Annotated in this window: 17 protein-coding genes and 2 tRNA genes; 7 read left to right on the forward strand and 12 right to left on the reverse strand. The window is 66.2% G+C overall.

The window, feature by feature from the left end:
- Positions 1–173: 173 nt before the first annotated feature.
- The 4 genes from A8G08_RS10515 to A8G08_RS10530 form a co-directional block, all read right to left on the reverse strand.
- Positions 174–246 (reverse strand) — tRNA-Glu (locus tag A8G08_RS10515).
- An 88-nt stretch (positions 247–334) separates the two neighbouring features.
- Positions 335–406, reverse strand: a tRNA-Gln gene (locus A8G08_RS10520).
- Between the two features lie 98 nt (positions 407–504).
- Positions 505–2,007: a glutamate--tRNA ligase gene (gene gltX, locus A8G08_RS10525; RefSeq protein WP_068273498.1), complete on the reverse strand. Its 1,503-nt coding sequence runs from the start codon at positions 2,005–2,007 to the stop codon at positions 505–507.
- A 50-nt stretch (positions 2,008–2,057) separates the two neighbouring features.
- Positions 2,058–2,831 carry a fumarylacetoacetate hydrolase family protein gene (locus tag A8G08_RS10530; protein WP_068273499.1) on the reverse strand — a complete coding sequence of 258 codons (774 nt, stop codon included), beginning with the start codon at positions 2,829–2,831 and terminating at the stop codon, positions 2,058–2,060.
- A 122-nt stretch (positions 2,832–2,953) separates the two neighbouring features.
- On the opposite strand from A8G08_RS10530, the gene A8G08_RS10535 reads away from it, so the two are divergent.
- Positions 2,954–4,159 carry an MFS transporter gene (locus tag A8G08_RS10535; protein ID WP_245672767.1) on the forward strand — a complete coding sequence of 402 codons (1,206 nt, stop codon included), beginning with the start codon at positions 2,954–2,956 and terminating at the stop codon, positions 4,157–4,159.
- A gap of 97 nt (positions 4,160–4,256) precedes the next feature.
- On the opposite strand, the gene A8G08_RS10540 is transcribed toward A8G08_RS10535, so the two are convergent.
- The 5 genes from A8G08_RS10540 to A8G08_RS10560 all read right to left on the reverse strand — a co-directional run bounded on the left by A8G08_RS10540 (position 4,257) and on the right by A8G08_RS10560 (position 10,797).
- Positions 4,257–5,276 (reverse strand): 3-isopropylmalate dehydrogenase, encoded by a 1,020-nt coding sequence (locus A8G08_RS10540; protein ID WP_068273500.1) that lies wholly within the window; start codon positions 5,274–5,276, stop codon positions 4,257–4,259.
- Positions 5,277–5,372: 96 nt separating this feature from the next.
- On the reverse strand, positions 5,373–6,965 hold the full coding sequence (gene serA, locus A8G08_RS10545) for a phosphoglycerate dehydrogenase (RefSeq protein ID WP_068273501.1): 1,593 nt from the start codon (positions 6,963–6,965) through the stop codon (positions 5,373–5,375).
- Positions 6,966–7,239: 274 nt separating this feature from the next.
- Positions 7,240–8,241 carry a ketol-acid reductoisomerase gene (gene ilvC / locus A8G08_RS10550; protein ID WP_187344459.1) on the reverse strand — a complete coding sequence of 334 codons (1,002 nt, stop codon included), beginning with the start codon at positions 8,239–8,241 and terminating at the stop codon, positions 7,240–7,242.
- Between the two features lie 106 nt (positions 8,242–8,347).
- Positions 8,348–8,851 (reverse strand): acetolactate synthase small subunit, encoded by a 504-nt coding sequence (gene ilvN, locus A8G08_RS10555; protein WP_068273507.1) that lies wholly within the window; start codon positions 8,849–8,851, stop codon positions 8,348–8,350.
- Positions 8,848–10,797, reverse strand: a complete 1,950-nt coding sequence (locus A8G08_RS10560; protein WP_068273508.1) for an acetolactate synthase large subunit — start codon at positions 10,795–10,797, stop codon at positions 8,848–8,850. The genes ilvN and A8G08_RS10560 overlap by 4 nt, the downstream gene beginning before the upstream one ends.
- 280 nt (positions 10,798–11,077) lie before the next feature.
- Between A8G08_RS10560 and A8G08_RS10565 the strand changes: the two genes are divergently transcribed.
- The 3 genes from A8G08_RS10565 (at position 11,078) to A8G08_RS10575 (ending at position 14,744) form a co-directional block, all read left to right on the forward strand.
- Positions 11,078–11,629 carry a PH domain-containing protein gene (locus A8G08_RS10565; RefSeq protein ID WP_187344457.1) on the forward strand — a complete coding sequence of 184 codons (552 nt, stop codon included), beginning with the start codon at positions 11,078–11,080 and terminating at the stop codon, positions 11,627–11,629.
- A 102-nt stretch (positions 11,630–11,731) separates the two neighbouring features.
- On the forward strand, positions 11,732–13,573 hold the full coding sequence (gene ilvD, locus A8G08_RS10570) for a dihydroxy-acid dehydratase (RefSeq protein ID WP_068273538.1): 1,842 nt from the start codon (positions 11,732–11,734) through the stop codon (positions 13,571–13,573).
- Positions 13,574–13,820: 247 nt separating this feature from the next.
- Positions 13,821–14,744 carry a type IV toxin-antitoxin system AbiEi family antitoxin domain-containing protein gene (locus A8G08_RS10575; RefSeq protein ID WP_068273509.1) on the forward strand — a complete coding sequence of 308 codons (924 nt, stop codon included), beginning with the start codon at positions 13,821–13,823 and terminating at the stop codon, positions 14,742–14,744.
- A gap of 63 nt (positions 14,745–14,807) precedes the next feature.
- Here the strand turns inward: A8G08_RS10575 and A8G08_RS10580 are convergent, their stop codons facing one another.
- Positions 14,808–15,635 (reverse strand): DoxX family protein, encoded by an 828-nt coding sequence (locus A8G08_RS10580; RefSeq protein WP_068273513.1) that lies wholly within the window; start codon positions 15,633–15,635, stop codon positions 14,808–14,810.
- Positions 15,636–15,757: 122 nt separating this feature from the next.
- Between A8G08_RS10580 and A8G08_RS10585 the strand changes: the two genes are divergently transcribed.
- Positions 15,758–16,894, forward strand: coding sequence for a PQQ-dependent sugar dehydrogenase (locus A8G08_RS10585; protein ID WP_068273516.1), 1,137 nt, complete (start codon positions 15,758–15,760; stop codon positions 16,892–16,894).
- A 106-nt stretch (positions 16,895–17,000) separates the two neighbouring features.
- Here A8G08_RS10585 and gatB read toward each other — a convergent pair whose 3' ends face one another.
- Positions 17,001–18,506, reverse strand: coding sequence for an Asp-tRNA(Asn)/Glu-tRNA(Gln) amidotransferase subunit GatB (gene gatB, locus A8G08_RS10590; RefSeq protein ID WP_068273518.1), 1,506 nt, complete (start codon positions 18,504–18,506; stop codon positions 17,001–17,003).
- A gap of 20 nt (positions 18,507–18,526) precedes the next feature.
- Complete coding sequence (locus A8G08_RS10595) at positions 18,527–19,558, reverse strand: ATP-dependent 6-phosphofructokinase (protein ID WP_068273519.1); 1,032 nt, start codon at positions 19,556–19,558, stop codon at positions 18,527–18,529.
- 158 nt (positions 19,559–19,716) lie between these two features.
- On the opposite strand from A8G08_RS10595, the gene A8G08_RS10600 reads away from it, so the two are divergent.
- The gene (locus tag A8G08_RS10600) at positions 19,717–21,855 is read left to right on the forward strand and encodes a molybdopterin-dependent oxidoreductase (protein ID WP_068273522.1); all 2,139 of its coding nucleotides are present in this window, start codon (positions 19,717–19,719) and stop codon (positions 21,853–21,855) included.
- A gap of 789 nt (positions 21,856–22,644) precedes the next feature.
- Positions 22,645–23,085 (forward strand): hypothetical protein, encoded by a 441-nt coding sequence (locus A8G08_RS10610; protein ID WP_068273526.1) that lies wholly within the window; start codon positions 22,645–22,647, stop codon positions 23,083–23,085.
- The last annotated feature ends 128 nt before the right edge of the window (positions 23,086–23,213 follow it).

Consider the following 23,213-nt stretch of genomic DNA (forward strand, 5'->3'; position numbering starts at 1 on the left):
GCCCGGGTACAAACCATCTTCTCGAGCGCAGAACTTCTTCGGCCGAGCAAACCTTCTTCGTAAGTGCGAAGTTTCGCCCCCACGAACACAATTCGCCCCCGCGAAGCGATCGGACCTGACCAATAGAAGAAGCGAGGCCCTCCTTCCTGATGGAAGGAGGGCCTCGCTTTTTGTAGCCCCGACGGGATTCGAACCCGCGCTACCGCCTTGAGAGGGCGGCGTCCTAGGCCGCTAGACGACGGGGCCTTGGGAGGTGCTCGGCCGGTTTCCCGGTCTCGCGCCCGAGTCAGCTTAGCTAACTCGTGTCCGGCGACCAAATCGGTGTCGGACTCCGCTGGGGTACCAGGACTCGAACCTAGAATGGCTGAACCAGAATCAGCTGTGTTGCCAATTACACCATACCCCAATGGTCCTATTCCGCCGCTCTGGTCAGGACCCTAGCGGCGGCGTTCGAACCGGGACAGAGCGTATCAAACAGGCCCCGGTAAACTACAAATCGGCTGGTCAGACCGCCTCTGCAGGCATTGCAGCGCGCAGCCGCGCCAGTGTTGTCGGGGCGCCGAGCAGCTCCAGCGACTCGAACAGTGGCGGGCTGATGTGCGAACCCGTCACAGCCACCCGCACCGGGCCGAACGCCTTGCGCGGTTTGAGTTCGAGCCCGTCCACCAACGCAGCCTTGAGTGCCTCCTCGATCGCCGCGGTCGTCCACTCCGACAGGCCGGCAAGCGCGGATTCGGCGGCCTCGAGGACCGGGCGCGCATCGGCGCCGAGGTTCTTCGCGGCAGCCGCCTCGTCGATGCTGAACTCGTCGGCGGGGACGAACAGGAAGGCCAGCAGGTCCCAGGCATCGGCGAGCACGACGATCCTCGTCTGGACGAGCTCCGCGGCCGCACGGAACACGGAATCGTCCACGTCCGGTCCGATGTGGCCGTGCTCGGTGAGGAAGGCACGCAGCCGATCGGCGAAATCGTTCGCCGCGAGCAGCCGGATGTGCTCGGCGTTGATCGCGTCGGCCTTCTTCTGGTCGAACCGCGCCGGGTTCGAATTGACCTTCGTCACATCGAATGCGGCGATCATCTCGTCCAGCGAGAAGACGTCGTGGTCGTCGGCGATGCTCCAGCCGAGCAGCGCAAGGTAGTTCAGCAGGCCCTCTGGTACGAAGCCCCGGTCGCGATGCACGAACAGGCTCGACTCGGGATCGCGCTTGGACAGCTTCTTGTTGCCCTGGCCCATCACGAACGGCAGATGGCCGAAGTCGGGTGTGAAATCAGCCACGCCGATGCGCTGCAGCGCGGCATAGAGCGCGAGCTGACGTGGCGTCGAGGACAGGAGGTCCTCGCCGCGCAGCACGTGCGTGATCTTCATCAGCGCGTCGTCCACCGGGTTGACCAGCGTATAGAGCGGATCACCGTTGCCGCGGGTGAGCGCGAAATCGGGCACCGTACCGGCCTTGAACGTCGTCTCGCCGCGAACGAGGTCGTTCCACGTCAGATCGTGATCGGGCATCCGCAGCCGGATCACCGGCGCGAATCCCTTGTCGCGCAGGTCCTGCTTCTGATCGTCGGTCAGGTCGCGGTCGTAGTTGTCGTAGCCCAGCTTCGGATCCCGGCCGGCCGCCTTGTGGCGAGCTTCGACTTCCTCTGGGGTGGAGAAGCTTTCGTATGCCTCGCCTGCCTCGACCAGGCGGCGCACGACATCGAGATGAAGATCACGCCGCTGCGACTGCCGGTACGGCTCGTACGGACCGCCGACCTCGGGGCCCTCGTCCCAATCCAGGTTCAACCACCGCAGCGCGTCCAGGATCGCCGAGAACGACTCCTCGGAATCGCGTGCGGCATCGGTGTCCTCGATCCGGAAGACGAACGTGCCGCCGGTGTGACGCGCGTAGGCCCAGTTGAACAGTGCCGTACGGATCAGGCCGACATGCGGTGTGCCCGTCGGCGACGGGCAGAAGCGCACGCGCACGCCCTCCGGGCGTCCCGATGCGGTCGAATTGGTTGCGGTCATCGTCGCTTGCGGCCTTTCCGATTCGGGCACCGAGCCCGAAAGTGTTGTTGTCACTTCTTTTTCGCGACCGGGTTGGTGAGCGTGCCGATGCCCGACACGCTGACCGAAACGGTCTGCCCGTCCTGCATCGGCCCGACACCTTCCGGTGTGCCGGTGAGGATTACGTCTCCCGGCAGCAAGGTCATCACGGTGGAGACCCATTCGATGATCTTCGGAATATCGTGCAGCAGCAACGATGTGCGGCTGCGCTGACGGACCTCACCGTCGAGCTCGGTGGTGATCTCGAGATCCGACGGGTCGAGTTCGGTCTCGATCCACGGCCCGAGCGGGCAGAAGGTGTCGTAGCCCTTGCCCCTGGTCCACTGGCCGTCGTGGCGCTGATGATCGCGCGCGGTCACGTCGTTGGCGACGGTGTATCCGAGGATGACCTCGCGCGCCCGGGCCGCAGGCACGTCCTTGCACGGGCGGCCGATCACGACGGCCAGCTCGCCCTCGAAGTCGACCTGCTGCGAGCTCGGCGGCATGACAATCGAGGCACCCGGGCCCACGATCGAAGTATTCGGCTTGAGGAAGATCACCGGATCTTCCGGCGCCTCGCCACCCATCTCGGCGGCATGCGCGGCATAGTTCTTTCCCACGCAGATCACCTTGGTGGCCAGGATCGGCGCCAGCAGCCGCACGTCGGCCAGCGGCCAGTTGCGGCCCGTGAACGTCGGCGTGCCGAACGGATGCTCGGCGATCTCGCGCGCCGTCGCCGCGTCCCCCTCCCCCTCGATGCTCGCGAAGGCGACTCCATCAGGGCTGGCAATCCGTCCAAGGCGCATGTCACGAGTCTATCGAGCGGACTTCGCGGGCCTGCTCCGACGGTGTAGTGTCTGATTCGCTACCAAATTGTAGGACGCAGTTTCCATATAGTGAGACGAGTGGGCCGATGAATCGGACGGCAATGCGCGAACGTACGGAGATGACCCCGCAGACGATCGGCGCCTCGCGGCGCTGGTCGATGCTCGCGCTCGGCGTGCTCGGTCAGTCCGCGAGTGCGCTTTTCGTCAACGGCACACCGTTCCTGATCCCCGCTCTGCGCGATGAGGGGCTGAGCCTGACCGAGGCCGGTGTCATCGTCGCCATGCCCACGCTGGGCCTGGTGCTGACACTGATCGCGTGGGGTTGGGTCGTGGACCGCATCGGCGAGCGCAAGGTCCTCGTCAGCGGGCTGGGACTGTTGTGTGCCGCCGCGGCGGCGGCGTCATTCACGGGGCCGTACATCCTGCTCGGGACCTTCCTGCTGCTCGGCGGTATGGCCGCGGCGAGCACGAACGGTGCAAGCGGACGCGTAATCGTCGGCTGGTTCCCGCCGCATCGGCGTGGCCTCGCGATGGGCATCCGGCAGACCGCTCAGCCGCTCGGCGTCGGCCTCGGTGCGATCACGCTGCCGAGTGTCGCTTCCGCATACAGCATTTCGGCTGCGCTCTTGGTACCTGCGGTGATGGCGGGGCTGGCGGCGGTCGGCTGCCTGCTCGGCATCATCGATCCGCCTCGGCCCGATACCGCCCACGCATCCAAGACGGGACTGCTGGCCAACCCCTACCGCAAGGACGCAACGCTGTGGCGAATCCACGGTGTGTCCGTGTTGCTGGTCATCCCGCAGATGACGGTGTGGACGTTCGCGCTGGTGTGGCTGCACGACGACTACGGGTGGTCCCTGCCTGCCGCCGGCGCCCTGGTGACCGCGGCTCAGTTGCTCGGCGCGGGTGGACGAATCGGAGCGGGTGCCCTCTCCGACGCGGTCGGGAGCCGAATGCGCCCGCTGCGCTGGATCGCCACCGCAGCGGTTGTGACCATGGCGGCACTGGCGGCTACGAGCTGGGTGGGGTGGTGGATCGCGATACCGCTGCTCGTGATCGCCTCGGTGATCACGGTCTCCGACAACGGGCTGGCCTTCACCGCGATCGCGGAGATCGCCGGGCCATATTGGAGCGGACGTGGACTCGGCGTGCAGAACACCGGTCAGAACCTCGCAGGCGCGGCCATTCCACCACTGTTCGGCCTGTTGATCACCACAACCGGGTTTTCGGCTGCATTCCTGGTGGCCGCCGCGATCGCGTGTGTCGCCATTCCGCTCGTGCCGCACGATCCTGAGTCGCAGTACTGACCCGAGCAGCCGGCTCAGGAAAGTAAAGGGCCCGTGCGGAATTCATTCCGCACGGGCCCAATACGTATGTCAGTCAGAGCAGTATGCCCCAAGCGCGTTAGCCGCGGACCGCAGCCGCGATCCGGTCACCGATCTCGGTGGTGACAACCGGCTTGTCCGCGCGGTTGGCGAGATCCGCCTCGACCGCCCCCTCGATCCGCGCGGCGTCGTCCTCGCGACCGAGATGACGCAGCAGCAGCGCGGCGGACAGAATCGCGGCGGTGGGATCGGCGATCCCCTTGCCGGCGATATCGGGCGCCGAACCGTGCACCGGCTCGAACATCGACGGGTTCTTGCCGGACGCGTCGATGTTGCCCGAGGCAGCGAGACCGATGCCGCCGGTCACTGCGCCCGCCAGGTCGGTGATGATGTCGCCGAACAGGTTGTCGGTGACGATCAAATCGAAGCGGCCCGGGTCGGTGACCATGTAGATCGTGGCGGCATCGATGTGGCAGTACGCCGTTTCGACATCCGGGTACTCGGCACCGACGGTCTCGACCGCGCGGGTCCAGATGCTGCCGGCGTTGGACAGCACGTTGGTCTTGTGGATCAGCGTCAGATGCTTACGCCGAGTCTGCGCGAGTGCGAATGCGTAGCGGACAACACGCTCGGCGCCGAACCAGGTGTTGATCGAGACCTCGGTCGCGATCTCGTGGTCGGTGCCGACGCGAATCGAGCCGCCATTGCCGGTGTACGGGCCTTCGGTGCCCTCACGGACCACGACGAAGTCGATCTCCGGGTTTGCGGCCAGCGGCGAGCTCGATCCCGGGTACGTGCGGGCCGGCCGGAGGTTCACGTGGTGGTCGAGCAGGAACCGCATGTTCAGCAGCAGGCCCCGCTCGAGGATGCCGGGCCCGACCAGGCGCGGATCGCCGATCGCGCCGAGCAGGATCGCGTCGTGCTGACGGATCGCGTCGAGCTCCGCGTCGGGCAGCAGCTCGCCGGTCTCCTTGTAGCGCTTGGCACCGAGGTCGTACTCGGTGGTCTCGAGATCCGGAACGAGCTCGCGCAGGACCTTGAGTGCCTCTGCAGTGACCTCGACACCAATGCCGTCACCGGCGATGACCGCAAGCTTCATTGCTGTCTCACTTCCTCTTTCACTACTTCACTACGGCGGTGGCCGCGACCGTGCTCAACACGGTCGCGGCCACCGAAAGTCCCCGATCGGGCGCCGTCAGGACAGGTCGACCTGCTCGACGCGCGCATCGAGCTGCTCGACGATCGCGGACACCTCGGCGTCCCCAACAACCTTGTCCACGCGCAGGATCACGGTGGCACCCGTGCCCTCCGAGTCCTGGCTCAGCGCAGCGGCCTGGATGTCGATCGCGGCGTTGCCGAGCACGGTGCCGAGGGTGCCGAGCACGCCCGGACGGTCCGCGTAGTGCACGACGATGTTGTGACCCTCGGCGCGCAGGTCGAAGCTGCGGCCATTGATATTGACGATCTTCTCGACCAGCTGTAGGCCGGTAAGCGCGCCCGCGACCGCGGTAACGGTGCCGTCGGCGGCAACCGCACGCACCTCCACCGCGCTGCGGTGCGACAAAGCCTCGCTGTGCTTTTCGACCTCGACGGTGACGCCACGCTGCTCGGCGAGCTGCGGTGCGTTGACGAAGGTGACCGGCTCGTCGCTGCTCGCGGAGAACAGTCCGCGCAGCGCGGCCAGGCCGAGGATGTCGACGTTCTCGGCGGAAAGCTCACCGCTCGCGATCACCTGAACGTTCTGCACGGCCTCGGGCGACAGCGTGCCCGCGATGAGGCCGAGCTTGCGCACGAGCTCGAGCCACGGCGCGACCTCTTCGCCGACCGGGCCACCCGAGACGTTCACCGCATCCGGTACGAATTCGCCTGCGAGAGCGAGCAGTACGGACTTCGCGACATCGGTGCCAGCGCGGTCCTGCGCCTCCGAGGTCGAAGCGCCGAGGTGCGGGGTAACGACCACGTTGTCGAGTTCGAACAGCTTCGAGTCGGTGCACGGCTCGGTGTTGAACACGTCAAGACCCGCGGCGCGGACCTTGCCGGCGACGAGCGCGTCGTACAGCGCATCTTCGTCGATGAGCCCACCGCGGGCCGCGTTGACGATGATCACGCCGTCCTTGGCCTTGGCCAGGCGCTCGGCGTTGATCAGGCCTGCGGTCTCCTTGGTCTTGGGCAGGTGCACCGAGATGATGTCCGCTCGCTCGACGAGCTCGTCGATGCTGACCAGCTCGATACCGAGCTGCGCCGCGCGAGCCGCAGGCAGGTACGGGTCGTAGGCGATGAGGGTCGTCTCGAACGCCGCGAGGCGCTGCGCGAACAGCTGGCCGATGCGGCCGAGGCCGACGACACCCACGGTCTTGCCGAGGATCTCGGTGCCGTTGAAGCTCGAGCGCTTCCAGGTGCGGTCGCGCAGGGTCTTGTCGGCGGCGGGGATCTGCCGCGCGGTGGAGAGCAGCAGCGACACGGCATGCTCTGCTGCCGAGTGGATGTTGGAGGTCGGCGCGTTCACGACCATCACGCCACGCTCGGTGGCGGCCGGGATGTCGACGTTGTCCAGGCCGACACCCGCACGGCCGACGATCTTGAGCTTCGCGGCAACGGCGAGGACCTCGGCATCGATCGTGGTCGCGGAGCGAACGAGCACCGCATCGGCGTCGGGCACCGCTGCGAGTAGCGCGGGACGATCCGGTCCGTCGACCCAGCGCACCTCGACGCCATCACCGAGCGCGTCAACGGTGGACTGGGCGAGCTTGTCGGCGATCAGGACTACGGGGCGGCCATTCTGGCTCACGAAGGATTCTCCTGTGTTGGGCGCTTACGAGTCGTCACGGCTCGGGGTTCACACCGCACAGCGGCCGCAACATGCATAGTTTAGTGCCCTTGAAATGCGCGAAGTGACGGCCTCCGGGTTTCCGTACGGAATCCCTACCGATCAGTACGCGCACTGTCCGGGCGAAATCTGCTTCGGCCGGCGAAGTTGCGCTCCAACGAACACAATTCACGTCGCCGAACGCCGTCGGCCCGGCACGTTTGCGCGTACCGGGCCGACGAAACGAACGAAACGATCAGGCCGTCTCGGTGATCGGGCGATCGACCCAGCTCATCAGGTCGCGCAGCTTCTTGCCGGTGACCTCGATCGGGTGCTCGGCGTTCGCCTTGCGCAGGCCCTCGAGCTCGGTGTTGCCGTTCTCGACGTTGGCGACGAGGCGGCGGGTGAACTCACCGGACTGGATGTCGGCGAGAATCGCCTTCATGCGCTCCTTGGTGTCGGCGTCGATGACGCGCGGACCCGACAGGTAGCCACCGAACTCCGCGGTGTCGGACACCGAGTAGTTCATGCGGGCGATGCCGCCCTCGTACATGAGGTCGACGATCAGCTTGAGCTCGTGCAGCACCTCGAAGTAGGCCATCTCGGGGGCGTAGCCCGCCTCGACCATGACCTCGAAACCGATCTTGACCAGTTCCTCGGTGCCACCGCACAGTACGGCCTGCTCACCGAACAGGTCGGTCTCGGTTTCTTCCTTGAAGGTCGTCTTGATGACGCCCGCGCGGGTGCCACCGATGCCCTTGGCGTAGGACAGCGCCAGCGCCTGGCCCTCGCCCTTCGGGTCCTGGTCGATGGCGATGAGGGCCGGAACGCCCTTGCCGTCGACGAACTGGCGACGCACCAGGTGGCCGGGGCCCTTGGGGGCGACCATGCCGACGGTGACGTTGGCCGGGGCCTCGATCAGCTTGAAGTGGATGTTCAGGCCGTGGCCGAAGAACAGCGCGTCGCCGTCCTTCAGGTTCGGCTCGATGTCGTTCTTGAAGATCGCGGCCTGCGCGGTGTCCGGCGCGAGCACCATGATCACGTCGGCCCACTCGGCGACCTCGGCGGGAGTACCGACGGCAAGGCCCTGCTCCTCGGCCTTGGCCCGCGACTTCGAGCCTTCCTTCAGACCGATCTTCACGTCGACACCCGAGTCACGCAGGCTCAGCGAGTGCGCGTGGCCCTGGCTGCCGTAGCCGATGACAGCGACCTTGCGGCCCTGGATGATCGACAGGTCGGCGTCGTCGTCGTAGAACATCTCGACTGCCACTGGTAGTTCCCTTCTTCGTTGCCTTCGGCTATCGGATTTGTCGAAAGCGTTTGTAGTTAAAGCTATTTCGTGTTGCTCAGGCGGCTGCGCCGACTCAGCGGCTCGCCGTGATGGACTTTGGCCCACGGCCGACGGCGACGACCCCGGACTGCACGATCTCGCGGATGCCATAGGGCTCCACCATCCGCATCAGCGCCTCTAGCTTCGACCGGGTGCCCGTCGCCTCGATGGTCAGCGCGTCGGGCGAAACGTCGATGACCTTGGCGCGGAACAACGTCACGGCCTCGATCACCTGGGTGCGCACGCTGGCGTCGGCGCGCACCTTCACCAGGAGCAGTTCGCGGGCAACCGAGGATTCCTCGTCCTGCTCCACAATCTTGATCACGTTCACCAGCTTGTTGAGCTGCTTGGTGACCTGCTCGAGCGGCAGTTCGTCGACGGTCACGACGATAGTCATACGGGAGATGGACGGGACCTCGGTGCCGCCCACGGCCAGCGATTCGATATTGAATCCACGCCGGGAGAACAACGACGCGACGCGCGCGAGCACACCGGGTTTGTCCTCGACGAGCACACTCAAAGTGTGCGTGGTGCTCACTGACCGTCCTCCTTTGCAGCGCCGTTTGCGGCGCGCTTCGCGCCGGCGTCCATTGCCTCGTGAATCACGGCGGGCTCGGATGCGGCCTCGTCGTCGTCGAACAGCGGACGGATGCCGCGAGCCGCCTGAATCTCGTCATTGCTCGTGCCGGCGGCGACCATCGGCCACACCTGCGCGTCCGCACCGACGATGAAGTCGATGACGACCGGACGGTCATTGATCGACTGCGCCTCGCGGATCGCGGCCTCCACGTCTTCCTCGCGCTCCACGCGAATTCCGTGGCAGCCCAAGGCTTCTGCGAGCTTGACGAAGTCCGGGATGCGGACCTGACCATGCGTGCCGAGGTTGGTGTTCGAGTAGCGCTCCTCGTAGAAAAGCGTCTGCCACTGGCGGACCATGCCGAGGTTGCCGTTGTTGATCAGCGCGACCTTGATCGGCACACCCTCGACCGCGCAGGTGGCCAACTCCTGGTTGGTCATCTGGAAGCAGCCGTCGCCGTCGATCGCCCACACCTCGGTGTCGGGCATACCCATCTTGGCGCCCATCGCGGCGGGCACTGCGTAGCCCATCGTGCCGAGGCCACCGGAATTCAGCCAGGTGCGCGGCTTTTCGTACTTGACGAACTGGGCCGCCCACATCTGGTGCTGTCCGACACCGGCGCAGTAGATCGCGTCCGGTCCGGCCAGCCGGCCGACGGCCTCGATCACGTACTCCGGCGAGAGCGCGCCGTCGGCGGGCCGGTCGTAGGCCAGCGGGTAGGTGCGCCGGATGCCGTCGAGGTAGTCCCACCACTTCGCGATATCGAGCGTCGCGTTGGTGGCATGCTCGTTGCGGATGGCCTCGATGAGCTCGACGATCACCTCGCGGCAGTCGCCCACGATCGGGACGTCGGCCTTACGGTTCTTGCCGATCTCCGCCGGGTCGATGTCCGCGTGGATCACCTTGGCGTCGGGTGCGAACGAGTTGAGCTGGCCGGTGACGCGGTCGTCGAAGCGCGCGCCGAGCGTGATCAGCAGGTCGCTGCGCTGCAGCGCGGCCACCGCGGCGACGGTGCCGTGCATACCGGGCATGCCGCAGTTGAGCTGATGGCTGTCCGGGAACGCGCCGCGGGCCATCAGGGTCGTGACGACCGGGATGCCGGTGAGCTCGGCGAGTTCGAACAGTTCGGCCGAGGCGTCGGCCTTGATCACGCCGCCGCCGACGTAGAGCACCGGCTGCTTCGACTCCATGATCAGGCGGGCAGCCTCGCGCACCTGCTTGCCGTGCGGCTTGGTCACCGGGCGGTAGCCGGGCAGACGCATCTCCGGCGGCCAGGTGAAGGTGGTCTTGGCCTGCAGGACGTCCTTGGGGATATCGACGAGCACCGTGCCGGGTCGGCCGGTGGACGCGATGTAGAACGCCTCCGCGAGGATGCGCGGGATGTCCACGCCCTCGGTGACGAGGAAGTTGTGCTTGGTGACGGGCATGGTGATGCCCGAGATGTCGGCTTCCTGGAACGCGTCGGTGCCGATCAGGGCCCGCCCGACCTGGCCAGTGATGGCCACGACGGGAACCGAATCCATCTGCGCGTCCGCCAGCGGGGTGACCAGGTTGGTCGCACCCGGACCCGAGGTCGCCATGCACACGCCGACGCGTCCGGTCGCCTGTGCATAACCGGTCGCGGCGTGGCCGGCGCCCTGCTCGTGACGGACGAGGACGTGGCGGACCTTCTTCGAATCGAACAGCGGGTCGTACACGGGCAGCACCGCACCACCCGGAATACCGAACACCGTGTCGACATCAAGCTCTTCGAGCGCGCGCACTACAGACTGGGCACCGGTGACCTGCTCGGGGGCGAGCTGGCGACGGGCCTGAGTCGGTGCGGCTGGTGCCGCCGGAGTGGGCTGGCTGGCCTGCGCTGCCGACCTTGCGGTCGACGGCCCGGGCCGGGCGGTTGGTGCGCTCACTGTGCTTCCTTACGGATCGCGGTGGGTTCCTTGGGTTCCTAATTGGTGCCAAATGCCTCGACACAACAAAAAACCCCCGTCAGCCGGGATGCTGATCGAGGGTGGCGCGTCGTGCGAAGAGCTGAAAGTATCGGCTCAGGCGACGACGCGCCTGCCGATTACGAGCAACTCATTTCGGTACACGCACATGACGGTATTCAACTGGTTACCGTCGAGTCAAACTCGTTCCTGCTGCATCCCAGAATGTGGGAACGATTCTACGCAATGCGAAGATGTAGGTGTGTCGACACCGCAAGATCCGCAGATCCAGCCCTCGCAGAGCCCCGACGAGACCTCTTCGGAAGCCCTCACCGCTGCCCCGGCGACGGTGCGCCATGTCATTCGAATTCAGAAGCTCGCATACCTCGCCGTCATCATGCTGTTCATCAGTGTGAGCTTCCCGGTCATCGGCTGGCCGGCCGCCTTCGGCTGGCTGCTCGTGATTCCAATCGGCGTCCTGGTGTGGGTACTGCGGAGTCGTACCACCATCACCACCGAGGGACTCGTCACACAGACCGTGTTCGGCGGGCAAAAGGTGGCGTGGACCGATGTCGAGGGCGTCCGCTTCCCCAAGCGCGGATGGGCGCGTGCGCATCTGCGCGACGGCAGCGAGGTGACCCTGCCCGCGGTGAGCTTCGACCGAGTACGTGAACTCGCCGTCGCATCCGATGGCCGCATTCCGGACCCGTATGTGGGACAGCCGATCGAAGATCCCAGTCCGGCAGAGGAAGGCACCTCCGCCACTACCGAGGACGATGCGACCGAATCCAGTCGCAACGGCTCGTCGGAGTAGCATCGAAAGCCTGCTCAGCACTGCGTTCGGCGTCTCCGCCGTCCGCCCCAGCCCCCGAAGGTCCAAGGAAGTCGCATGTCCTCGCAGCCCTCGAATACTCCTCTGCCCCGCTTGCGTTCGCGCACCACGACGGTCGGCCGCAACGCCGCCGGCGCCCGCGCGCTGTGGCGCGCCACCGGCATGACGGATTCGGACTTCGGCAAGCCGATCGTCGCGATTGCGAACTCCTACACGCAGTTCGTGCCCGGCCACGTTCATCTCAAGGACGTCGGCGAGATCGTGGCCGAGACGGTCCGTTCCGCCGGTGGTGTGCCGCGCGAATTCCACACCATCGCAGTCGATGACGGCATCGCGATGGGCCACGGCGGCATGCTATACTCGCTGCCGAGCCGCGAAATCATTGCCGACTCCGTCGAATACATGGTCAACGCGCATACCGCCGACGCGCTCGTGTGTATCTCCAACTGCGACAAGATCACTCCCGGGATGCTCAATGCCGCGATGCGCCTGAACATCCCGACGGTCTTCGTGTCCGGCGGCCCGATGGAAGCGGGCAAGGCCGTCGTCGTCGGCGGTGTCGCCCAGGCCCCGACGGACCTCATCACCGCGATCTCCGCGTCGGCCAACGACTCGGTCAGCGAGGAAGGCCTCGATGAGGTCGAGCGCAGCGCCTGCCCGACCTGCGGTTCCTGCTCGGGCATGTTCACCGCCAACTCGATGAACTGCCTCACCGAGGCGCTCGGCCTTTCGCTTCCGGGCAACGGCTCGACGCTGGCCACCCACGCCGCGCGCCGCGCGCTGTTCGAGAAGGCCGGCACCGTCGTGGTCGAGGCCGCGCTGCGCTACTACCGCGATGGCGACGAGTCGGTGCTGCCGCGAAACATAGCCTCCCCCAAGGCATTCCGCAACGCAATGGCCCTCGATGTGGCCATGGGCGGTTCCACGAACACGGTGCTGCACACCCTTGCCGCCGCGCAGGAGGGTGAGGTCGACTTCGATCTCGAGACCATCGACGAGATCAGCCGCCGGGTGCCGTGCCTGTCGAAGGTGTCGCCGAACTCGGATTACCACATGGAGGACGTCCACCGGGCCGGTGGCATCCCCGCGATCCTGGGCGAACTGCGCCGCGCCGGTCTGCTCGAAACCGACGTCAGCACCGTGCACACCAAGAGCTTCGACGAGTGGCTCGACACCTGGGACATCCGTTCGGGCAAGGCATCCGATGAAGCCGTCGAGCTGTTCTACGCGGCACCGGGCGGCGTCCGCACCACAGAGCCGTTCTCCACGAGCAACCGCTGGAGCTCGCTGGACACCGACGCCACCGGCGGTTGCATCCGCGACCTGGAGAACGCGTACACCGTCGAGGGTGGCCTGTGCGTGCTGCGCGGCAATGTCGCGCTCGACGGCGCGATCCTCAAGACGGCAGGCATCGACGAGGAACTGTTCAGCTTCCAGGGCCCGGCGGTCGTCGTCGAGTCCCAGGAAGAGGCCGTCTCGAAGATCCTGAACAAGGAGATCAAGCCGGGCGACGTGATTGTCGTGCGCTACGAAGGCCCCAAGGGCGGCCCGGGCATGCAGGAAATGCTGCACCCCACTGCCTTCCTCAAGGGCGCGGGCCTCGGCAAGGTGTGCGCGCTGATCACCGACGGCCGGTTCTCCGGTGGCACTTCGGGTCTTTCGATCGGGCACATCTCCCCAGAGGCCGCAGCGGGCGGCACGATCGGACTCGTCGAGAACGGCGACCAGATCCGGATCGACGTCAAGACCCGCGCGCTCGAGGTGCTCGTCGACGACGAGGTGCTCGCCGATCGCCGCGCCAAGATGGAAGCCCGCGAACGGCCGTGGCAGCCGGTGGACCGCCAGCGCACAGTCACGACCGCGCTGCGTGCCTACGCCGCACTCGCCACGTCTGCGGACAAGGGCGCCGTCCGGTACGTGCCGTAACCGGCGCGCCATATCTCAACGCGAGTAGTCGTTGATCGGTGCGCGCCCTCCTAGGAAGCGCGCGATCAACTGGCCCATTGCAAAGGCGCACCATCCGTCAGGACCAAATCTCGACGCGCACCTTTTGAGGTCACCGCGCACGCCTGGGCGCGCGCGCTCGCCGCAAAAGGTGCGCGATGACTCGGGTTTATCCACAGGCGGAAACTTTCGTTGACCGTTGCCTGTCGGATTCGGCAATCCTCGACGAGTGAGTACCGATCTGCCGCAACTGATTCGGCGGCGCGACGCCCTTGCCCGCGGCTTCTCCGACGACGAACTGCAACGAGAGCGACGCGGCGGACGACTGCATGTCGTCCGGCCCGGCTACTACGTCCAGTCTCTCGACGCCACTGATGATCTCGGCAGGCATCGGCTGGATATCGAGGCGACCGTCGCGGCGTCTGGGCCGGACGCTGTCGTCAGTCACGTGTCGGCCGCACTCCTGCATGGCATTGCGCTGTGGGACATTCCGCTCGACCGGGTGCATCTGACACTCGATGCGCGTTCGGGCGGTCGAATCGTACGCCGTCGGCATGTCCACACCACGCCACTGTCGGCCGACGAGATCGCAACGGTCGAGGGCGTCGCGGTAACCTCGGCCGCCCGGACGGTTATCGATCTCGCGCGGACAATCCCGTTCGAACACGGGGTGGTCGTCGCCGACTCGGCATTGCACGAGGGACTGGTGTCCCTGGGCGACTTGGCGCTGGCGCTCGAAATGGCCGGTGTGCGGCGCGGTGTTCCGCGTGCCCGCCGCGTCCTCGCCTTCGCCGATGGGCGCAGCGAATCGGTCGGCGAATCGCGCTCGCGTGTGCTGATGCACTCCGAGCACCTCCCAGCCCCTGACCTGCAGCGCGAGATCCGCGACGACGCGGGAAGGACACTTGGCCGCGTCGACTTCTTCTTCGAGCGGTACAACACCATTGGCGAGTTCGACGGGATGGCCAAGTACGTCCGCTACTTACGGCACGGTGAATCACCCGCAGACGCGGTCGAGCGCGAGAAGATCCGCGAGGACGGACTGCGGGCGACGTCGGCAGCAGTCGCGCGCTGGACGTGGAGCGATCTCGCCACGCCTACCGTCGTCACGCAACGGCTGCGGCGCGCATTCGAGTTGGGCCTGCGCCGGTGAGCGCGGACTTTCTCAGCTCAGCGCGCACGCCTGGGCGTGCGCGCTCGCCGCAAAAGGTGCGGATCAGATGAACGGGTTGCCGCCGTGCAGGAAGATCCAGGTGCACGCGGCAGCCGCGACGGCGCACAGCAACACGAACACCGATCCGACTGCCGGGCGAGTGGCCCATCCGCGATTGCCGTCGAGCGAATACCGGCCGGGTCCGGTGAGGATCAGGGCGGTTGTTGCGCCCACCAGCACCGACTCCAATTCGGGTCCGTCGGGGTTGAAGTACTGCAACCCGGGCGAAGCGACCTGGCGGAACAGCCACGCATCGATGGCGACGGCCAGTAGCGCTCCCGCGGCGAAGGGCGAAGCCAGGCCGAGGATGAGCAGCGTGCCGCCGGCGATCTCACCCGCGATCACCAGCACACCCGCGACCACCGGCTCGTCCCAACCGCCGCGGTCCATCATCGATTCGATGCCGTCGAGACCGGGTCCGCCCCACCAACCGGTGAGCTTCTGCAGACCGTGCACCAGGAAGACGGCGCCGATAGTGACACGCATGACGAGCAGACCGAGGTCGGTGGTGCCGCGCCGCTGCGTTTCGTCGCGGTCGCGCTGAGGGGTCACTGCCGTCCCTGCCGCGTTGTCGGCCCGGCCGGGGGCCGGGCTGGCGAACGCGTAGGTCCGCGACTCCTCCGCAGCCGGCGCGCCGGAATAGGTCGGCAGTTCCTGGGTGGGACTGGATTGTGGAGCGTATGCCGGAGTTTGCGCCGGGTCCGGACCGAGATCGTCATCGGTCTGCGGCACGCTCGTCTGTCCCGGCCGGACAATCTGCTCGGTCGGCTCGTCGTACGGGCTGGACGCGCGCCCGGGTTTGGGCGACTGATTCGAGGGATCGTCGGTCACAACGACGAGGGTAGGACGGGTGCCGGGCCTCGCGCAGAATTCAGCGCGGCGCGTCACTGTACGGACTACTCTGTGCCACCCCGTTGCGGCATCTCGACGCCGATTTCCGTAACGTCACAGCCATGGGGTTTCGGGCGACGCCGCAATGGCGGCGGGCGGTATTCGCGCTCGCGATGGGATCGGCACTGCTCGCGTCCGGTTGCGCACGGTTCGACGACTCGGCCTCGACCCCGTTCAGCCCGGAACCCAGCTTCGGCAACGGTGCCGAGGTCCAGCCCGGTGAGCCGACCCCGCCAACCACCACGACGACCACGCCGAGGCAGGCGACCGGCCCGTGTATCGACCCGGACCCGAACGTCGTCGCAACATGCCTCGACACCACCGGCGGTCTCGTCGTGCTTCCGGACGCGGCCTCCGCGCTGGTCACCGAGCGCCGAACCGGGCGACTGCTTCAGGTGGCGCAAGGCCAGGCGCCGCGCGAGGTTGCCTCGTTCCAGGTGGATGGATCGTCGGATGGCGGCCTGCTCGATATCGCCCTCTCCCCGACCTTCACCGAAGACGGTCTGATCTACGCCTACATCACCACGCCGACCGACAACCGCGTCGTGCGCATCGCCCCGGGTGACGTCCCCAAGGATGTCCTGACTGGAATTCCCAAGGGCGCCACCGCAAATCGGGGTGCCATCGAATTCGTCGGCCGTGACGAACTGCTTGTGCTGACCGGCGATGCCGGGGACCCCGCCGCGGCCGACAACCCGGCCTCACTCGCGGGAAAGCTACTGCGGGTGAACTCGCCGATCCCGGGTGCCACCCCGCCCCCGCAGGTCGCGCTTTCGGGGATCCACACTGCCGGCGACGTGTGCACCGAGGGCAACGGAACGATCTGGGTGACCGACCGCACCGGCACCGAGGACCGACTGCAGCGCATCGCTTCGGACGGCGCGGTGATGTCGCCGGTATGGACCTGGCCGGAGCGACCTGGGGTAGCCGGCTGCGCGGCGGGTGCGGGCGCGGTGGCGGTGGCGCTCAATGACGGACGGGCGATCGCCATGGTCTCGGTCGATCCGAATTCCGGGTCGGTTAGTGCCGCGCCGTCGCTGATCGTGCAGGACCGCTACGGACGGCTCAATGGCGCCTCGGTGGGCGCCGACGGAATCCTGTGGTCGGCGACGATCAACAAGGATGGCGGCCAGCCGGGACCGAACGACGATCGGGTCATCCGCATCCCGATTCCGCAGAACGGTGGCGGTACGGACTAGCGGCGGCTATCCACAGGAAGTCGCCCCTCTGGCCCGCCCGTGAACGGAAGATCCGTTGCGTTAGACGGAGTGAACGCTTCCGTTCACTCCGCAAACGGAAACCCGGCTATCCACAAGCCTCGAGCACGAGTTCGCGCACGCGCGCTGCGTCCGCCTGGCCACGGGTGGCCTTCATGACGTCGCCGACGATCTTGCCTGCGGCCTGCACCTTGCCGCTGCGGATCTTTTCGGCGATGTCGGGGTTGGCGGCGAGCGCCTTCTCCACCTCGGACTTGAGCGCGCTGTCGTCGCTCACCACGACAAGGCCGCGCGCCTCGACCACGGCCTCGGGCTCACCCTCGCCGGCGAGGACGCCGTCGATCACCTGGCGGGCACCCTTGTTGTTGACCTTGCCGTCGGCGACGAGCGCGATCACCTGCGCCACCTGCTCGGGCGTGATCGGCAGCTGGTCGAGTTCGACCTCGCGCTCGTTCGCCTTCTCCGTGAGGTAGGCGACCCACCACGAGCGGGCCTCCTTGGACGGCGCGCCGGCATCGACGGTCGCGATGATGAGGTCGAGGGCGCCCGCGTTCATCAGGTCGCGCATCACCTCGTCGGAGATCTCCCAATCGGCCTGAATCCGCGCGCGCCGCAGCCACGGCAATTCGGGGATCGTGCCGCGCAGTTCTTCCACCCAGGCAGCGTCCGGGGCGATCGGCTCGAGATCGGGCTCAGGGAAGTAGCGGTAGTCCTCGGCGGTCTCCTTGCGGCGACCGGGCGAGGTGCTGCCGTCGCCCTCCTGGAAATGGCGGGTCTCCTGCACAACGGTGCCACCGGAGTCGAGCACCGCAGCCTGGCGGCGCATCTCGTAGCGCACCGCGGTTTCGACGCTGCGCAGCGAGTTGACGTTCTTGGTCTCGGTGCGGGTGCCGAACTCGGGCGCGCCGATCAACATGAGCGAGACGTTGGCATCGCAACGCAGCGAGCCCTGCTCCATCTTCACATCGGAAACCTGCAACGCCTTCAGCAGATCGCGCAACGCCGTGACGTACGCGCGGGCCACCTCGGGGGCACGCTCGCCGGCGCCGGTGATCGGCTTGGTGACGATCTCGATCAGCGGCACACCCGCGCGGTTGTAGTCCAGCAGCGAGTGGCTTGCACCGTGGATACGACCGGTGGCGCCGCCGACGTGCAACGACTTTCCGGTGTCCTCCTCCATGTGCGCGCGCTCGATATCCACGCGGAAGGTGCTGCCGTCGTCGAGCACCACGTCGAGGTACCCGTTGGTGGCAATCGGCTCGTCGTACTGCGAGATCTGGTAGTTCTTCGGCTGGTCCGGGTAGAAGTAGTTCTTTCGCGCGAACCGGCCCCACGGGGTGATGGCGCAGTTCAGCGAAAGGCCGATGCGGATGGCCGACTCGACCGCGACCTGGTTGACCACCGGCAGCGATCCGGGCAGGCCTAGGCACACCGGGCAGACCTGCGTGTTGGGCTCCGCACCGAAGTCGGTCGGGCAGCCACAGAACATCTTGGTGGCCGTGCCGAGTTCGACGTGGACCTCCATGCCGAGCACGGGCTCGTACTTGGCGAGGACATCGGCATAGTCGACGAGTTCGACGGTCGCTGCGGTCATGACTCGATTATCCAGTGCCGCTAGCCGAAGAATGCAGCCGCATCCGTGTACCGGCTCTGTGGCACGCGCTTGAGCTGGCGGGTCGCGTCGCCCAGGTCGACCAGTTCGATCTCGCTGCCCCTCAGCGACACCATCTTGCCGAACTCCCCCGCGTGCGCCGCATCCACTGCGTTGACCCCGAAACGAGTGGCCAGCACGCGGTCGTAGGCGGTCGGTGTGCCACCGCGCTGGACGTGCCCGAGCACGGTGGTGCGCACCTCTTTGTTGATTCGCCGCTCGATCTCGGCGCCAAGTTGCGCTGCGACACCGGTGAACTTCTCATGCCCGAATTCGTCGATGCCGCCCTCACGCAGCGACATCGACGACGGATCCGGATGCGCACCCTCGGCCACCACGCAGATGAAATGCGACATCCCGCCCTGGAACCGCCGCTTGATCAGCCGACACACCTCGTCGACGTCGAACGGCACCTCCGGAATGATCGTCATGTGCGCGCCGCTGGCCAGGCCGGCATTGAGCGCGATCCAGCCGGAGTGCCGGCCCATCACCTCGACGAGCATCACGCGCTGATGCGATTCGGCCGTGCTGTGCAGTCGGTCGATCGCGTCGGTGGCGATCTGCAACGCCGTGTCGTGGCCGAAGGTGACATCGGTGCAGTCGATGTCGTTGTCGATGGTCTTCGGGACCCCGACGACGGGAACACCCTCGTCTGCAAGCCAGTGCGCCGCGGTGAGCGTGCCCTCGCCGCCGATCGGGATCAGCACGTCGACGCCGTTGTCGTCGAGGGTCTGTTTGATCTGATCGAGTCCGGCCTTCAGCTTGTCCGGGTTCACCCGGGCCGTGCCGAGCATCGTGCCGCCCTTGGTGAGCAGCCGGTCGATCCGGTCGTCGTTCTGAATCTGGATCTTGCGGTCCTCGAGCAACCCGCGCCAGCCATCCTGGAAGCCCACGATCGAGTCCGAATACCGGGTGCTGGCTGTGCGCACGACGGCGCGGATGACGGCGTTCAGGCCAGGGCAGTCGCCGCCGCCGGTCAGCACTCCGATACGCATGACAACCCCCTCGCACTTGCGGCAGGTCCGACTTGTTTCATCTTGCCGCGAATCGCCCTGTTGCGCGCGATTCGCTCGATGCGACGCAGAAAATCAGGGGTTCCACTGGACGGACGACTTGATATGTTTTAGGTCACGTTCTCTCAGAGGGGTTGCCCATGAGCACCAACACCGTCGCCCGTCAGTGCACGTTGTGCGAGGCGCACTGCGGAATCCTGGTCACCGTCGACGACAACCGGGTCACACGGATTGAGGGCAACCCCGACGATGTTCTATCGCACGGGTACATCTGCCCGAAGGCGACGGCGATGGGCGACCTGCACCACGACCCGGAACGGCTGCGCCGTCCGATGCGCAAGGTCGGCGACGGATTCGAGGAGATCGGCTGGGACGAGGCCATCGCGCTCGTCGGCGAGAACCTGCGGAGGATCCAGAAGAAGCACGGCCGCCACTCGATCGCGATGTACCTCGGCAATCCCGCCGCACACAGCCCCTCGTTCATCTGGGGCACGCTGCTGCGCACCGTGCTGTTGACGAACCACTTCTACACGGCGTCCTCGATCGATCAGTTTCCGCAGGAGTTCGTGGCCTGGAAGATGTTCGGCTCGAACGTGTTGGCGCCGGTCGCGGATATCGACCGGACCGACCGACTGGTGATTCTCGGCGCCAACCCGGCCGTCTCGAACGGCTCGGTCACCACGATGCCGGACGCCAAGGGACGGATCCGTGCCATCCGCAAGCGGGGCGGCAAGGTCGTTGTCATCGACCCGCGTCGCACCGAGACGGCCCGGCTCGCTGACGAGCACATCTCCGTCCGCCCCGGCGGTGACACGTTCCTGCTGCTCGGAGTACTGCACACGCTCTTCGCCGACGGTATGACCCCGCCCAATTCGACGGTCCCCATCGCCGACTGGAACGACCTCGCGGAACTCGTCGCTCCCTGCACGCCCGAGGCAATGGCGCTGCGATCCGGAGTGGACGCGGACACGATCCGGCGCTTCGCCCGCGAGCACCGCGAGGCGAAGTCCGCTCTCGTGTACGCGCGCATCGGGGTGTGCCAGCAGACCACCGGAACCATCACCCACTGGCTCGTCAACACACTCAATGCGGTCACGGGCAATCTCGATCGTCCCGGCGGCCAGATGTACACGACTCCCCCGATCGACGCGGCGGGCATGCTGCGGCGAGCCGGCACCGGCTACGGCGCGTGGACCGACCGGACGGGTACCCGCAAGTCGTTCCGCGGCGAACTGCCGGTCGTCGGTCTCGCGGACGAAATTCTCGCCGACGATGCCGACGCCGTCCGCGCGCTGGTCACCTATGCCGGCAATCCCGTGTTGTCCACCCCGCAGAAGGGGCGCCTCGACGAAGCGCTCGACAAGCTGGATTTCTATGTCGCAGTGGACATGTACCTCACCGAAACCTCGCGCCATGCCGATGTCGTGCTGCCGCCGATCTCGCATCTCGAGCGCGAGGAGTTCGACATCCTGTTCCCGGTGTTCTCGGTGCGCAACAACGCGCGCTACAACGCACGGGTGATCGAACCGGCTCCCGGCGCGCCCGAGGACTGGGAGATCCTCGCCGATCTCACGGTCGAGATGACGCCAATGCCATTGCGCCGCTTCACGGGTCGGCTCGCCAAGGCGGTCGTTCGTCGGATGAGCCCGATGCGCCTATCCGCAGTGGGTGTCGCAGTCGGACCGCACGGCGTGCTGCGCAAGGGGCCGCGCGGAATGACGATCAAGAAGGTCAAGAACAGCGCCGGAGGCATCGACCTCGGCCCGCTGGTACCGCGCTTGGCGAAGCTGATCGTGACACCGGACCGGAAGGTCCATGTCGCGCCCGAAGAATTCGTCGCCGAGGCGAAGCGACTGCTCGACGAGCAGCCCACCAGCGAGCGCGTCGAGTACGACCTGCACCTGATCGGCCGACGACACCTGCGGTCGAACAACTCCTGGCTGCACAACATCGAATCGATGGTGAAGGGCCGCGACCGTTGCACGGTGCTGATGCACCCGGAGGACGCCACTACGCGGGGACTTGTCGACGGTCAGGCGGTGAACGTCGCTTCCAAGGTTGGAAGCATCGAGGTTCCCGTCGAGGTCAGCGACGAGATTCGCGTTGGCACCGTTGCCATCCCGCACGGCTGGGGACACGACGAGAAGGGCGTTGGCTGGTCGACGGCCGCCGCTCACCCCGGCGCCAACGTCAACCTGCTGCATGACACAGCGACGACGGATACGTTCACGGGAAACGCTGCGGTGAACTCGACGATGGTGCGCGTCTCGGGGTTGTGAACACCCGGCCGCGCAGGTGCACCTCCATCGCGACCAATGAGGCTGGATCCGCAATCGCTCGAGCCCACCCGTTCTCACCAACGCAGTCGTAGGCACCGCTGCCGCTGCCACCGATGGCGATGACCTCTGTTGGGCGGTCGTAAGTCGATTCGGTCTCGACGAGGGGATTGACGAGAAATTCCGCGCCGGTTTCGATCGCACCTTTTTCGAGATAAATTCGCGACAAAGCGCGGAAGGTTACTCCTATTCGACACCCTCAATGTGCCGAATGGTAACCAATTCGTGACAGTTGGCCCCAATTTTGTCACTATTCTGCATGAGTCTGAGTCATTTGCAATTGTGGGCTATCACCCACCGGTAAATCTTGGTTTACAGCGCCGACGCTGCATCGGGCATCGACCAATCCAGGTGGAAGGCAGCGGTGCGGCACATCACCCACGATTCAAAGGAAGGCCGCGCAAGAAACTCCGAGAGTTTCGCAAATTCGTCGCGATCGGCGGCGCCGTCGCAGGAATGACAATCGGGTTGGCAGCACCCGCGATCGCCCAGAGGGGCGACCCCGGCTTCGGCAGCAGCCGCCTCGGCGGGAGCTCGTGTTTCAGCCCCGCTGTCACGCCAGAGTTCACCTGGGGCTGGTACTAACCGAATCCCCTTACCGCGGCACCCCAGTTCGTTGACGGGCCCGGCGGACCCGACCAGCGTGGTCGTGGGTCGCTCGACTTCTCGACCCAACCTGGAACTCCCCTTCTCGGGCAACGCGACTATTTCCATCCGGGTGACAATATCCCGTTGGCCGACGTGTTCGGGCCAGGCTTCGAACTCGGATACATGTTCTGGTCGGGCAACACCTCGAACGCCCCGACCTTCCAGCTTCGGCTCGGCGGCTGGAGCTTCGGGACAGGTCTCGAGATCCCTTCGGTGACCTGGGATCCCGGGGATAACGGCGGGTTCCAAACATCCAAGTGGGAAACTCGGACCAACCTGCAATCCGCCCAGGGCCAGTGGAGGGTTTCGCACTCGACGGGGGGTGTGTCGCCCGGTGGACTCGCCACCCTGCGGCAGATCGCCGATGCGAACCCCAACGCCTACATCATGGAATACGGTGTGGTGTCCGGCAATCTGACAGGGAACCTTTCCGGAACCAAGTACGCCGATGGCGTGAGGTACGGCTGCACCAACTGGGATTTCGAACCCGGACTCTTCAACAGCGGAAGCTTTGGTAGCGGCTAACAAAGCGCGCTCGCCTGCTCTGGTCAACTGCGAAAACCCAGGCCACCCGCGTGGCCTAGGTTTTCGGATGTAGCGGGACCCTCGCCAGGTAGACATCCAGCGATCTCCTGGCAGCGCTTCGCCAAGTG

This window comes from Aldersonia kunmingensis (assembly GCF_001646865.1).
In the GTDB taxonomy this organism is placed as follows: Bacteria; Actinomycetota; Actinomycetes; order Mycobacteriales; family Mycobacteriaceae; genus Aldersonia; species Aldersonia kunmingensis.

Bases quoted from the DNA above. Each gene is read 5' to 3' on its own strand.
- A8G08_RS10540 (WP_068273500.1), bottom strand. From the start codon at position 5,276: ATGAAGCTTGCGGTCATCGCCGGTGACGGCATTGGTGTCGAGGTCACT.
- gatB (WP_068273518.1), bottom strand. From the start codon at position 18,506: ATGACCGCAGCGACCGTCGAACTCGTCGACTATGCCGATGTCCTCGCC.
- A8G08_RS10600 (WP_068273522.1), top strand. From the start codon at position 19,717: ATGAGCACCAACACCGTCGCCCGTCAGTGCACGTTGTGCGAGGCGCAC.
- A8G08_RS10535 (WP_245672767.1), top strand. From the start codon at position 2,954: ATGCGCGAACGTACGGAGATGACCCCGCAGACGATCGGCGCCTCGCGG.
- gltX (WP_068273498.1), bottom strand. From the start codon at position 2,007: ATGACCGCAACCAATTCGACCGCATCGGGACGCCCGGAGGGCGTGCGC.
- A8G08_RS10595 (WP_068273519.1), bottom strand. From the start codon at position 19,558: ATGCGTATCGGAGTGCTGACCGGCGGCGGCGACTGCCCTGGCCTGAAC.
- A8G08_RS10530 (WP_068273499.1), bottom strand. From the start codon at position 2,831: ATGCGCCTTGGACGGATTGCCAGCCCTGATGGAGTCGCCTTCGCGAGC.
- A8G08_RS10585 (WP_068273516.1), top strand. From the start codon at position 15,758: ATGGGGTTTCGGGCGACGCCGCAATGGCGGCGGGCGGTATTCGCGCTC.
- ilvC (WP_187344459.1), bottom strand. From the start codon at position 8,241: ATGTTCTACGACGACGACGCCGACCTGTCGATCATCCAGGGCCGCAAG.